The 13,280-nt window shown below is 64.6% G+C and carries 9 protein-coding genes and 2 pseudogenes; all 11 read right to left on the bottom strand.

Going from position 1 to position 13,280, the window contains the following annotated elements; translation table 11 throughout:
* Positions 1 to 23: 23 nt before the first annotated feature.
* The 11 genes and pseudogenes from FFY45_RS22475 to FFY45_RS20810 all read right to left on the bottom strand — a co-directional run bounded on the left by FFY45_RS22475 (position 24) and on the right by FFY45_RS20810 (position 12,843).
* Positions 24 to 1,436: a methyl-accepting chemotaxis protein gene (locus FFY45_RS22475; RefSeq protein ID WP_439333557.1), complete on the bottom strand. Its 1,413-nt coding sequence runs from the start codon at positions 1,434 to 1,436 to the stop codon at positions 24 to 26.
* Between the two features lie 21 nt (positions 1,437 to 1,457).
* Positions 1,458 to 2,336: pseudogene (locus tag FFY45_RS22480) on the bottom strand (cache domain-containing protein); the annotation flags it as partial.
* Between the two features lie 216 nt (positions 2,337 to 2,552).
* Complete coding sequence (locus tag FFY45_RS20770) at positions 2,553 to 3,086, bottom strand: hypothetical protein (protein ID WP_176341865.1); 534 nt, start codon at positions 3,084 to 3,086, stop codon at positions 2,553 to 2,555.
* Positions 3,087 to 3,570: 484 nt separating this feature from the next.
* A pseudogene (locus tag FFY45_RS20775) lies at positions 3,571 to 5,706 on the bottom strand (methyl-accepting chemotaxis protein); the annotation flags it as partial.
* A gap of 575 nt (positions 5,707 to 6,281) precedes the next feature.
* Positions 6,282 to 8,282, bottom strand: coding sequence for a chemotaxis protein CheA (locus tag FFY45_RS20780; protein ID WP_006448511.1), 2,001 nt, complete (start codon positions 8,280 to 8,282; stop codon positions 6,282 to 6,284).
* A 33-nt stretch (positions 8,283 to 8,315) separates the two neighbouring features.
* Positions 8,316 to 8,681 carry a response regulator gene (locus FFY45_RS20785; RefSeq protein ID WP_002806565.1) on the bottom strand — a complete coding sequence of 122 codons (366 nt, stop codon included), beginning with the start codon at positions 8,679 to 8,681 and terminating at the stop codon, positions 8,316 to 8,318.
* Entirely contained in the window at positions 8,678 to 8,986 is a 309-nt protein-coding gene (locus FFY45_RS20790) for an STAS domain-containing protein (protein WP_023903904.1), read from the bottom strand. The genes FFY45_RS20785 and FFY45_RS20790 overlap by 4 nt, the downstream gene beginning before the upstream one ends.
* Before the next feature lie 103 nt (positions 8,987 to 9,089).
* The gene (locus FFY45_RS20795; protein WP_176341867.1) at positions 9,090 to 10,340 is read right to left on the bottom strand and encodes a chemotaxis protein CheW; all 1,251 of its coding nucleotides are present in this window, start codon (positions 10,338 to 10,340) and stop codon (positions 9,090 to 9,092) included.
* Positions 10,337 to 11,119 carry a ParA family protein gene (locus tag FFY45_RS20800; RefSeq protein ID WP_176341868.1) on the bottom strand — a complete coding sequence of 261 codons (783 nt, stop codon included), beginning with the start codon at positions 11,117 to 11,119 and terminating at the stop codon, positions 10,337 to 10,339. The genes FFY45_RS20795 and FFY45_RS20800 overlap by 4 nt, the downstream gene beginning before the upstream one ends.
* A 1-nt stretch (position 11,120) precedes the next feature.
* Positions 11,121 to 12,095: a flagellar motor protein MotD gene (gene motD, locus FFY45_RS20805; RefSeq protein ID WP_176341869.1), complete on the bottom strand. Its 975-nt coding sequence runs from the start codon at positions 12,093 to 12,095 to the stop codon at positions 11,121 to 11,123.
* A 7-nt stretch (positions 12,096 to 12,102) separates the two neighbouring features.
* Positions 12,103 to 12,843 carry a flagellar motor protein gene (locus tag FFY45_RS20810; protein WP_006452732.1) on the bottom strand — a complete coding sequence of 247 codons (741 nt, stop codon included), beginning with the start codon at positions 12,841 to 12,843 and terminating at the stop codon, positions 12,103 to 12,105.
* Positions 12,844 to 13,280: the final 437 nt, after the last annotated feature.

Raw genomic sequence — 13,280 nt, forward strand, 5'->3', positions numbered from 1 at the left:
GAAGGCGACGGTGTGGATGTTGCTCAGCCGGTGGCGAGCAGGGCTCCTGCACGTGCGCCAACGCGGCTGTGGCTGCGCTGTGCAGGAACCGCTGCGCTCACCCGGAAGCTGGACACCGCCTCGTCGAGCTGCTGCGCCTGCTGCTGCATGGCATTGGCAGCGGCGGTGGCTTCTTCCACAAGCGCGGCGTTCTGCTGGGTGCTCTCGTCCATCTGGGTAACGGTGAGATTGACCTGCTCGATACCGGCCGATTGTTCCTGGGAGGCGGCTGAGATCTCGCTCATGATGTCGGTCACGCGCTGCACCGAGGACACGATCTCGGCCATGGTCTTGCCGGCCTGATCCACCAGCGCCGAGCCCTGTGCCACCTTGCCGACCGAGTCGTCGATCAGGTGCTTGATCTCTTTCGCCGCGCCGGCTGAGCGCTGTGCCAGCGTGCGCACCTCTGATGCCACCACCGCAAACCCGCGGCCCTGTTCGCCGGCACGCGCGGCTTCCACCGCCGCGTTCAATGCGAGGATGTTGGTCTGGAAGGCGATGCCGTCGATGACGCTGATGATTTCGGCGATTTTCTTGGACGAGGTCTGGATACCGGACATGGTATCCACCACCTGGCTGACCACGTGCCCGCCTTGCGATGCCACCGATGCCGCACCGATCGCCAGTTGATTGGCCTGACGTGCGCTCTCGGCGTTCTGCTTGACGGTGGAGGTGAGTTCCTCCATCGAAGCGGCGGTCTCTTCCAGGTTGGCGGCCTGCTGCTCGGTACGCTGCGACAGGTCGTTGTTGCCGGCAGCGATTTCGCTGGCCGATCCGGTGATGGAACTGGCCGCTTGCTGGATGCGTCCAACGATGCCGGCCAGCTGCGTGGCCGTGGTGTTGGCGTCGTCGCGCATGCGTGCAAACACGCCGTGGAACTGGCCGTCCATGCGCGCGGTGAGGTCGCCCTCGGCCAGCGCGGCCAGCAGCTCGGACAGCTTGCCCAGGTTGCGGTCGCTGACCTCCATCATCGCGTTGAGGTCGTTGATCATGCGTGCCGAATCGTGCTTGAAGCGTGTGGCATCGCCGCGCTGGCTGAAGTCGCCATTGGCCGCAGCCTGGGCCAGGCGCTTGATCTCGGTGTTGATCGCCAGCAGGCTGGCCTTGGCCGCATCCATCGCTTCATGCAGCACCGCACGCGTGCCGGGCAGGCGTGCGGCGTCGCGCGACAGGTCGCCCTGCGCGTATTCGTTGAGTACCCCGATCGCATCGATGATGGCGTCCAGGTGTTCGAAGATCATGGTGTTGATGCCGCCGGCCAGCTCGCCGTAGACACCGGGGAAATCGGTCGGCATGCGATGGCTGACGTCTTCGCCGGCGTGCATGTGCATCATCACCTTGGTCTGCGCGGAGAAGCGCTCCAGCGTGTGCACCATTTCGTCGGTGGCCTTGAGCATCTGGCCGATTTCATCGCTGCCGTGCTGGGCGGTGCGCACGCTCAGATCGCCACGCGCCACGCCCTTGATGGCAGCCAGTGCACGCGACACCGGCTCCAGGATCGAGTTGCCGATCAGCCAGCCCACCAGCAGATTGATCAGCACCAGCACGCCGCCGGCTGCGGCGACAATGCCGGTGAAGGCCAGCGCCTGCGCCTGGGTGTCGTCCAGATACACGCCGGTACCGATCACCCAGCCCCACGGCTTGTACAGCGATGCATAAGAAGTCTTCTGCACCGGCTCTTTTTCGCCCGGCTTGGCCCAGGCGTAATCGACGTAGCCGCCGCCAGCCTGCGCGGCCGTGACGAACGCCGGAAAGATGCGCTTGCCATCGGGGCTCAGCACATCGTTGAGCGGCTTGCCGTTGAGATCCGGGCGGGTGGGGTGCATCAGCATCACCGGCGCCTGGTCGGTGACGTAGATGTAATCCACACCGCCACGCGCACGCATGGTGGACAGCGTATGCAGTGCGCTTTTCTTTGCGGTTTCGACATCGATCTCGCCTTTTTCGGCGCGCTCGGCGTAGCCATTGACCACCGCGATCGCCATCTCGATCTGGCTCTTGAGCCCATCGCGTCGCGTATCGGTGAGATCCACGTACTGCATACGCGCGGCGACGACCGCCAGCGCGATGATGCCGAGTGCAACCAAGGCAGTCTGGAACAGGAACTTGCGCTTGAGCGGCACGTTGGCCAACGTGTTTGCGATCGTGATCTTAAACGTCATGGCAGGTATCCAGTGAAAGGATGTGTGACCGGGATATGTCGGATAGCGACCCGATTGCGGAAAGGTTGAGAGTTGCCCGACGGCTGGTGTGTGGGTGACTTGCAGTGTTTTTTTGAAGCCTTTCTTTGAAGCCATTCCTGGTGCCGCGCCGGGGGCGCATGACCTAGCAAGTCTGCGGCGGGTTACGCGCACCGTCAGGCCGCGCAGCGCACGCCGCACGCCGACCTGGACGTCAGGTCGCGTGGATCGGCGCAGCGTGGGGGCTGGCTGGAATGGGCTTGCGGTGCCGCCACGACCGAGGAGTGGCGGGGTAGGCGTTCGGCGGATGCGCAGTAGTGTTGTTAGCCGCTCTTAGTTGCGCTGCGTGCCGCTGACGCTTGCCACGGACTGCTGCAGGTTCTGCAATTCGCTCCACAACTGGTGGCGGGTATCGCCGGCGTGGCCGAGCGACAAGGCTTGTGCGGTTTGCAGATCGCCATCGTGCAGGGCGCGATTGGCCTGGCGGTGTTGCGCCAGATACTGGCCCAACTGCTGCTGCACCAGCGCAAACTGCCGTGCCTGTTCGCCCTGCGGCGCAGTGGCCTGGAAGTAACCGGCATGCCGGGCGATACGTTGACGCAGATGGCCCAGACGCTCGTCGTAGGCCTCGATGCGTGCGAGGTCATGCGAGGCGGCAAGCTGCGCACGCTGGTCGTCGCGCAATTGCACCAGATCGATGGCAAGCGACTGCAGCGCGCTCACCGGGACGTTGTCCAGAAGCACCGAGACCGGCGCTGCCGGTGCTGCGAAAGAGGGGGGCAACGACACACCGGCAGCCAGCAGCGCGACGACGAGCATGGAGCCCAGCATGTGGCGGGCAGAGCGTGTGGAATTGGCGGTGTGCATGCGGAGTTCCTTCGACGTAGCGCGGGCAAGACTGCCCTCATTGCCCTGTGTATCGGCCGCAGAAGCTTGCGCTTGATCACCTTTCGACCAACGGCAGTGTTGGGTGGAATCTCAGGGGTGTTGCGATGTGGCCGGGGTGTTGCGACGTGGGGTGTGTCTGTAGGTTTTGCCAGATAGCAAAACGCCCCGACAGGATCGGGGCGTTTTGAGGGCAATGACAACGTGAGCGAAGGTGGAGTGCTGTGACAGCATTGCGCGTGATTGGCGGTTGGCGATTGGCCGCGGCGCCGTACCCTCACCCCAACCCCTCTCCCGCAGGGAGAGGGGCTATGAACCCTTCTCCCTGCGGGAGAAGGTGGCGCGCAGCGCCGGATGAGGGTACGGGCGAAGCCTCGTGCGCTTAAAGCCTCGTGCGCTTAAAGCACTGTCTGATGCCTAAGCCAACGTCAGATGCCAAAGCACCGTCAGACGCTTAAACCACCACCAGACGCCGCGGGGCAGGGGTGCTCGCTGCCGAAGCCAGCGCAGCGTTCGGCTGGATTTTGAAGATCGCCACCGCATCGGACAGCTCACCGGCCTGTTCTTCCATCGCACGCGCGGCGGCACTGGCTTCTTCCACCAACGCGGCGTTTTGCTGGGTGGCCTCGTCCATCTGGGTCACGGTGAGGTTGACCTGTTCGATACCGGCGGATTGCTCCTGCGAGGCGGCGGAGATCTCGCCCATGATGTCGGTCACGCGCTGCACGCTTGCAACGACTTCGGTCATGGTGGTACCGGCCTGATTCACCAAGAGCGAACCTTCGGCGACCTTGCCGACCGAATCGTCGATCAGGTGCTTGATCTCCTTGGCCGCACCAGCCGAGCGCTGGGCCAGCGTTCGCACTTCCGAGGCAACCACCGCAAAACCGCGGCCCTGATCGCCCGCACGCGCCGCTTCCACGGCGGCATTCAAGGCCAGGATATTGGTCTGGAAGGCGATGCCGTCGATGACGCTGATGATGTCGGCGATCTTCTTCGACGATGCCTCGATGTCGGCCATCGTTGCGACTACCTTGTTCACCACCTCGCCGCCTTGCGAGGCGACGCTGGCCGCGCCGATCGCCAGTTGATTGGCCTGGCGGGCGCCTTCGGCGTTCTGTCTGACGGTGGAGGTGAGTTCTTCCATCGAGGCGGCGGTTTCTTCCAGGTTGGCCGCTTGTTGCTCGGTGCGCTGCGACAGGTCGTTGTTGCCGGCGGCGATATCGCTGGCAGCGGCGTTGATCGAGCTGGTGGCGTGCTGGATGCGCCCGACGATGCCCGACAACTGCTCGGTGGTGGCGTTGGCATCGTCGCGCATCTGTGCGAACACGCCGTGGAACTGGCCGTGCATACGCTCGGTCAAATCGCCGGCGGCAATTGCCTGCAGCACCTTGGACAGCGCGCCCAGATTGCCGTCGGCGGTGGCCATCAGCTGGTTGAGGCTCTCCACCATCGCAAGGAAATCGTACTGGAAGCGCTGCGTATCGCCGCGCACGCTGAAGTCGCCATTGGCGGCGGCCTGCGCCAGCAATTTGATTTCGCTGTTCATCGCCAAGAGATTGCGCTTGACCGCATCCATGGTGTCGCTGAGCACGGCCTTCTCGCCAGGCAGGCGGTCCATGTCCTGGCTCATATCGCCGATCGCATAGCGCGACATGATCCGTGCAAGCTTCATCTTCACCGCAATATGCGATTCGACCAGTGCATTGGTGTCGCGCACCATGCTGCCGTATTCGCCGGGAAACGCCGCTTCGTCCATGCGGAAGCTGATCTGCCCGCTGTCGTGGCGGCGGGCCATGTCCTGCTGCGCCGCGGAGACGGCTTTGAGTTGGTCCTGCATGCCACGCATGCTGGTCAACAACTGGCCGGGTTCGTCGCCGGGCTGCGGGCCGATCGGGTTGTCCAGCTTGCCGTGTGCGATCGCTTCGGCCACTTGCGTGGCTTGGGTCAATGGACGCACCAGGCTGCGCGAAATCAACCATGCCAGTGCGGCGGCCAGAAACGCCGACAGCAGGCCGAAGGCGATCAGGGCGCGGTTGGCCAGCGCAACACTGCCCAGGATGGCGGCTGCACCGGCGGCGTTCTGCTGGTTCTGCAGTTCCACTGCGGCGGCAATCGCGTTGGAGCGGCGCTCCAGCAGCGGCTGTGCTTCACCGCTCAACAGCTGCTTGGCGCCGTCCAGATTGCCGTCGCGGATCATGCCGAGCAGGCGGTTGTTGGTGGCGCGGGCGGCGGTGAGGCTGTCTTCGATGGTCTGGCGTGCACGCATGCCATCTGCAGTGGTCGGCAGGCGTTTCAGCGCAGTCCACAACTGGGCGTAGTGCGCGCGATTGGCCTTGAGCTGCGCATCGATCGTGGGCTGTTGCTGCGGCGTGGCCAGCATGAAGTCGCGGATGTAACGCTCGCCCAGCATATTGCTCTCGCGCATCTGGTTGAGCAGCTGCGCCTTGCGGTTATTGATCTCGATAATGATGGAGACCTGGTTCTTGACTGTCTTGAACTCGTATAACGCAAGGCTGGTGGAGCCGGCCAATAAAACGATCAACAAGGTGAAGGCCAACGCCAGGCGTCGCCCGACATTGAGCGAATGCAGAAATTTCATGGTGTTCTCGGGGAGGGAGGGAGGAAAAGAGGTACAGCGGTAGCGTTCGCTGGCGGGTTTTCTTGAGCTGATGCGCGTTCGTCGATGCGTCTACGTTCATCGTCTCTGCGGCGGGTGCGCTGCGTATGAGGCGTTGCGTTGCGTCGTGCAATGGGGACAAGCAAGGGCGGCAACGTCGCAGTGCCAGCGTGTGGCGAGTGGGTGCGTGGTAACGACAAAGCCCCGGCATCGCTGCCAGGGCTTTGTCGTTACCGCACAACATCGGCGGTCTTCGCGGTTTGGAGCGGCTAACAAAACTACGTCACGCCAGCCTACTGCAGGCCGGCTGATCTGCTGTCTGGCTGCAGGGCCCTTGCCCGCCCACCATCGCGGGACACGCCGCAAGTACGTCCGTGAAATCAACCAGCAGACTCTCTGGTGCGGTGAGGTCACCGCGCATTCGACCCACTCAGTGTTTGATCTGGACGTCTGACTGCATCCACCAAGAGACGGCCGACAAAACCACTGCAGTCACTGACAGGCGCTCGCTAGGTTTTGTTAGCCGCTCTTAGTGCCTTCTTCTGCGGCTTTGCGTCTTACGCCGCCTGCGGCACTTTCAACGAACGCACCAGGCCACCGATGTCCACGATCAGCGAGACCCGTCCATCGCCGAGGATGGTGGCGCCGGAGACGCCCGGGATACGGCGATAGTTGTTTTCGATGTTCTTGACCACGACCTGCTGCTGGCCAAGCAATTCGTCCACTTCCAGCGCGATCTTCTGGCCGTCGCCCTCGACCACCACCACCAGCGATTCCTTGGAGGACTGTTGCCCGCCGAAACCGTAGTAATTGGTGAGCGACAGGATCGGCAGATATTCGCCACGCACCCGCAGCACCCGGCCGTCGCCGGCCATCGAGCGGACATCTTCCGGCGCCGGCTGCAGCGCTTCGAGCACGTAGGACAGCGGCAGGATCAGGGTTTCGCCGGCCACCGACACGGTCATGCCGTCCAGGATGGCCAGGGTCAGCGGCAGACGGATCAGCACGCGGGTACCGCTGCCGGCGCTGCTTTCCAGCTGCACTTCGCCACCCAGGCCCTGGATGTTGCGGCGGACCACGTCCATGCCCACGCCACGACCGGACAGATCGGTGACTGCGTCAGCGGTGGAGAAGCCCGGTGCGAAGATCAGATCCCACACCTGCGCATCGGTCGGGTTGTCCGGCACGGCAATGCCGCGTTCGGCCGCTTTTTCCAGGATCTTGGCGCGATTGAGGCCACGGCCGTCGTCGCTGACTTCGATCACGATGTGACCGCCCTGGTGCGATGCAGCCAGGGTGATGGTGCCGGTCTCGTCCTTGCCGGAGGCGCGGCGCGCATCGGGCATTTCCAGACCATGGTCGATCGAGTTGCGCACCAGGTGCACCAACGGATCGGCAATCTTTTCGATCAAGCCCTTGTCCAGTTCCGTGCTTTCGCCAATCGTGCGCAGACGCACCTGCTTGCCGAGGCGGCTGGAGAGGTCGCGCACCAGACGCGGGAAGCGGCGGAACACCGCATCGACGGGCAGCATGCGCACGCCGATGACCGCTTCCTGCAGATCGCGGGTGTTGCGTTCGAGCAGATCCAGACCGGCAAACAACTGTTCGGCATGCGCCGGGTCCAGGCCGGTGGAGACCTGCTTGAGCATGGCCTGTGTAATGACCAGTTCGCCGACCAGGTTGATCAGGGCATCGACCTTGTCGACGCTGACGCGGATGGAGCTTTCGGCTTCGGCAGCGGCGGCCTTGGCAGGCGTGGCAACGGCGGCCGCAGGTTCTGCAGCGGCGGTTGCTGCAACCGCGACGGCGGCAGTGTCGGCCGCGTCGACCGCCAGGCTCGGCGGCGGGCCGGGCACGGCCATCGGGCGGATGTCCAGCTCGCAATCGTCCACCACCCAGGCAAAGGTGTCTTCGATCTTGCTGCGCGGAATCTTGCCGATCAGGCCCAGATCCCAGGCCAGATATGCTTCCAGCGGATCGATGTTTTCAAAGCCCGGCATGCGCTCAAGACGCGCGGCAATCTGCAGCGGGCCCAGGTGCTCGAGCTCGCGGATGATGCGCAGCGGGTCGTTGCCGCTCATGAACAGCGACGGCGCCGGGGTAAAGCCGATGTGCCAGGCCTCGGGTTCTTCTTCCTTCGGCTTGGCAACGACTGCAGCTACAGGGGCTTCGCCAGCCAGCACCGCGTTCAAGCGGGTGTGCACGGCCTTGACCGCAGCCGGGTCGGCCGGGGTGCCGTGTTCGGCTTCGCGCAGCAGGGCGCGCAGTACGTCGACCGAGCCGAGCATGGCATCGACCGCATTGGGTGCGAGCTGGCGCTTGTTGGAGCGCAGTTCGTCCAGTAGCGTCTCCAGCACGTGGGTCAGGCCGGCGACGGCCTCGAAACCGAAAGTGGCAGCGCCACCCTTGATCGAGTGCGCAGCGCGGAACACCGAGTTGATGATTTCCGGGTCGCGGTTGCCCTCTTCAAGGGACAGCAGCCCGGCCTCCATCGCGTCGAGCCCTTCACGGCTTTCCTCGAAAAAGGTGGCGTGGAAACGTTGCAGGTCCATGCTCATGGGTGCGAAATCCGATGGTGAAGCGAGAGAGAATTAACCCAGAACTTTCTGGACGGTGGCGATCAGCTGTTCTGGATTGAATGGCTTGACCAGCCAGCCGGTGGCACCGGCAGCTTTGCCTTCGGATTTCTTGTCGGCCGCCGATTCGGTGGTGAGCATCAGCATCGGAGTGAACTTGTAGTCCGGCAGCTGGCGCAGTTCGCGAATCAGCGAAATGCCGTCCATGTTGGGCATGTTCACGTCGGTCACCACCGCATTGAAGCGCTGGCCCTTCGCGCGGCCCAGCGCAACGGCGCCGTCTTCGGCTTCTTCGACGGCAAAGCCGGCAGAGGTAAGGGCGAAAGAGACCATCTGGCGCATTGACGCCGAATCGTCCACCACCAAGATACGTGCGCTCATGCGGCGTTCTCCACAGATTTCAGGTTGTCATTGGATGCGGAAAGTCCGAGCGCGTCGGTGACGCCGAGCAGACGGGCCGCATCTCTAAAAGTGTCGTTGCAGCCATCGAACTCGGTGTTCAACCCAGCCTGGCGGCGGGCCTGCACGAAGGCGCAGAGCAACTGCACGCTGGCGGTGTGGATGCGGCGGACTTCACCGGCGTCAAGCACCAGATCGCCATCCTCCGCGAGGACTGCGGCTAGCTTTTGCTTGAGGTCGGTGCTGGTCTCGATGCCGAGATCCTCACCCAATGTCACTGTGCTCATCGTTGCTCCGAACGGACGGTTCTATGCGTACTAACGGCGGGGGGCGGGAAAGCTTTAACGTTGAATCGCTGCGCGTGCATGCGCGCGTCAGCTATGCGGCGCATCAATGCAGCAGATGGCTGGCATCGAGCAGGATCATCGGCTGATGACCCAGGCGCGCGACGCCGCGGAACAGGTTGTTGGAGATGCGGCACAGGCGTGCGTTGTCCGGCGGCTCGATCTGCTGATCGGTGAGGCTGGTGACGTCTTCCACCGCCGACACGCGCAGACCCATGGTTTCGCCGTTTTCTTCCAGCACCACCACGCGGGTGTGCAGGTCCATGTCCACCGCCGATGCACCGAGATGGATACCCAGATCCATCACCGGCACCACCTGGCCACGCAGATTCATGATGCCGAGCATCGCGCTGGGGGTGCCGCGCAATGGCAGCAGCGGCACCGGCAAGACCACTTCCTGCACCTTGAGCAATTCGAGTGCATACGTCTGTTCGCCGCAGCGCAGGCGCAGCCAACGCGTACTGCGTTCGGCCGCGCGCCGTTCGGCATGGATGCGCTCGGCCTGGCCGGGCGCCAGCAGCGCTTCAAGGCCTTGCGGATAGATCGATGGCGGTGGCGCGCGGTGCGGTGCGATCGGTGCTTGCGCCGGGCGCGCCGGTGCCGGCGCAGCCGGTGCGGCAAGACCGAAGGCCGGGTCCGCATCCATCTCCGACAACAGATCGGCAGCCAGCAAGTCGGCACTGGAGGCGGCGGTGCCGAAGGCCGGGTCTGCGTCCATTTCGGCCATCAGGTCGGCCGTGCTCATGAACGGGCTGGGCGCGGCGGTGGCGAAGGCGGGGTCGGCATCCATCTCGGCCAGGAAATCGGCGGCGATGTCTTCAGCGCTCGGCGCGGCAACGACCGGCGGTCCGAAGGCCGGATCGGCATCCATTTCGGCGAGGAAATCGGCGGCGATGTCTGCGGCGCTCGGCGCGGCAATGACCGGCGGGCCGAAGGCCGGGTCGGCATCCATTTCGGCGAGGAAATCGGCGGCGATGTCTGCAGCGCTCGGCGCGGCAACAACTGGCGGGCCGAAGGCGGGGTCTGCATCCATTTCGGCGAGGAAATCGGCAGCGATTGCTTCGGCGCTGAGCACGGGGGTGGTCGCTTCCGGCACAGCGACGGCCTGCACAGGTGGCTCTGCCAGCGCGACGTCTGCGTCGGTGTCGGCAAGCGCCGGTGCCGCGGCAATGTCGGCAGTCGCCACCGCAGCGGTGACAGCAGCGGCAGTCACGGCAGCGGGGATCTCCACGCCGGCATCGTGCAGCAGGCCTTCCAGATAATCGTCGAGCTCACCGTTGGCGGTGTGGTTGCTCATGCGGCTTGCTCCATGGGCATCGCGTCATCGGCCAGCACCCATTCCAGCGCGCGGCGATAAGCAGACAGGCCACGGCCCTGATAGTCGCCGCCGGTGGCGGGAACGGTCAGCGCAGCGGCGTTACAGATACGGGTATCTACCGGCACCGCGTCTTCCCAGACGACGGCGCCATAGGTGGCCTGCATTTCCTTGAGCGTGTCGGTGCCGGCGCGGGTGCGGCGGTCGAACAACGTCGGCAGGATCGACACCGGCAACGGGCGGCGACGCGAGCGCTGCACCATGTCGGCAGTGCGCACCATGCTGGCCAGACCATGCAGCGCGAGCGGCTCGGCCTGGGTCGGCACCACCACGCGGTCGCAGGCGGCCAGGGCATTGATCATCAGCAGGCCAAGGGTCGGCGGGCAGTCCAGCAGGATGTAATCGTGCTGGCCGGCGTGGCGGGTCATGGCGTTCTGCAGGGCCAGGCCCAGACCGGGTTGATTGGCGCTGCGACGTTCCAGCGTGGCCAGTGCCGCTTGCGCGCACACATAGGACAGGCCGGGGATGCTGCTTTCGTGGGCCAGGCTGGCAAGGTCGCTCGGCGGGGTGCCGAACAGGTCCAGCACCCCGCGCGGCGGCGGGTCCACCGCCACGCCGAACGCGCGGGTCAGCGAGGAGTGCGGATCGAGATCGACCAACAGCACCCGGTGGCCGAGCGCGGCCAGGCCGCGACCCAGTGCCAGCGTCGTGGTGGTCTTGCCCACGCCGCCCTTTTGGTTGGCGATTGCCCAGATACGCATCTCACTGCACTCCTTGAATTACGGCGGGGACGGAACTTGTGCCGCTTTCGGTGGTGACGGCCGTTTGGCCGCCGTCAGACTTGGGAAGCTTCGGCGCCCCGGCGGCGGTCGCATGCATCTGCGATGGCGGATCGGGTGCGAGTGAGCCAGCCGAATCAGCGAGGATGATCAACACCACACGCCGGTTCGCATTCCGTCCCGCCTCAGTGCTGTTATCGGCACGTGCGCGGAATTCTCCATAGCCCACCATCGCCAATCGCTGCGGGGCGACACCGTCGTCGGCGAACAGGTGCACCACGCTGGCGGCACGCGCGGCCGACAGCTCCCAGTTGGAGGGAAACTGCGCGGTGGCGATCGGCTGGTTATCGGTATAGCCCTCCACGCGCACGCCGTTGGGCGCATCGCGCAGCACCGAGGCGAGGGTGGACAGGGTGTCGCGGGCGGTGCCGGCCAATGCGGCCGAGCCGGTGCCGAACAAAATGTCGCTGTTGATCTCCACTTCGATCCACAGATCGTTGCGGCGGATGGTGATGAGTTTCTTGTCGATCAGCGGCGCCAGCGTCTTGCTCAGCTGCGCGGCCACCGCGTCCATCTGCCGCTGCGCACGCGCCAGTTGCGCCTGGTTGCGTAGCGACACCGGCATGCGCATCTGCGCGGCCATCGATGGCAGCAGGGTGGGGTCGGTGGGGCCGTTGGAGGCGGCCATCGGTGCGCCGGCCTTGATCACCGACGGACGGTCGTAGTCCGCCCCCAAGGTCTGGGTCTTGCCGATCTGCACCGGGCTGGCGGCAGTGGACGAGCCACCGAACGCGGTGGTCAGCGCCTGCGCCATGACCTTGTACTTGCCCTCGTTGAGCGAGGAGATGGCGTACATCACCACGAAGAACGCCAGCAGCAGCGTCATCAGATCGGCATACGGAATCGCCCACGCTTCGTGGTTGCCATGTTCTTCGTGATGTTTGCGACGGCGGGCCATGACGGGCTTAATGCAAGTATCCGGCCAATTTCGATTCGATGTTGCGCGGGTTCTCGCCCTGAGCGATCGCGATCAAGCCTTCGATCGCCATTTCGCGCTCGTTGGTGCTGCAATGGATGACGCTCTTGAGCTTGGCGGCGACCGGCAGGAACAGCAGGTTGGCCGAGGCGATGCCGTAGATGGTGGCGGTGAACGCAGCCGCGATGCCGTGCCCGAGCATGGCCGGGTCGGCCAGATTCTTCATCACCGCCATCAGGCCGAGCACCGCGCCGATGATGCCCAGCGTGGGCGCGTAGATGCCCATGCCTTCGAACACCTTGGCGGCGGCAAGATCCTGACGCTCCTGGTTGTCCACTTCGATCTCGAGCATATGCCGCATGGATTCGGGCTCCACGCCATCGACCAGCATCTGCAGGCCCTTGCGCAGAAACGCGTCGTCCTGGCGCGGGAGTTGGTCTTCCAGGCCCAGCAGGCCCTGGCGACGGGCGATGTTGCTCCATTCGACGATGCGCGCCAGCAACTGCGGGCGGTCGCTGGCCGGCGGCTGGATCACCCAGCGCAGGATCTTGAAGGCGCGCCGGAAAACTGCCGGGGAGGTGTGCAGCAAAATCGCCGCCACGGTACCGACGATCACGATCAGGAAGGCAGCCGGCGACCACAGCGACGAAATACCGGCGCCTTTCAACACGCTACCGCCCACGATCGCCACGATCGCGAGCAGCAGTCCGATAATGCTAAGTCTGTCCATGCAAGCGGTATCGGCGCGAGCGCGGCGGACTTGATAGGCGCGCTCGGTTGAAGCGCCAGAAAGTTGTCGTTTTGGGTGCGGGCGCGTTTTTTGCCTGAACGCGAAAGACATTGAGCGGGGGAGTGAGGACGTTGGCTAAAGCCCCTCTCCTGCGGGAGAGGGGTTGGGGTGAGGGTACGGTTGACCAGTGTTAGTGCAGCAGCCGTACCTCATCCGGTGCTGAGCGCCACCTGTCAGTTGCTGGCTTCGGTAAGAGGCGGCAGCGCGGCCGGGGATTGGCTCCTCGGCTCGGTCAGACATCCTGTCTGACTCGCCGCGCGGCACATCCGTGTGCCGCTTTACGCCAATCCCCGGCCACGCTGCCGCCTCGGTACTTTGTTGCCGCGACTTCGAAAATTGCAACGCTGAACGCGGCAACGACGAAGTTGCCTGAAGCC

The organism is Xanthomonas hortorum (genome assembly GCF_011305375.1).
Lineage (GTDB): Bacteria > Pseudomonadota > Gammaproteobacteria > Xanthomonadales > Xanthomonadaceae > Xanthomonas > Xanthomonas hortorum_E.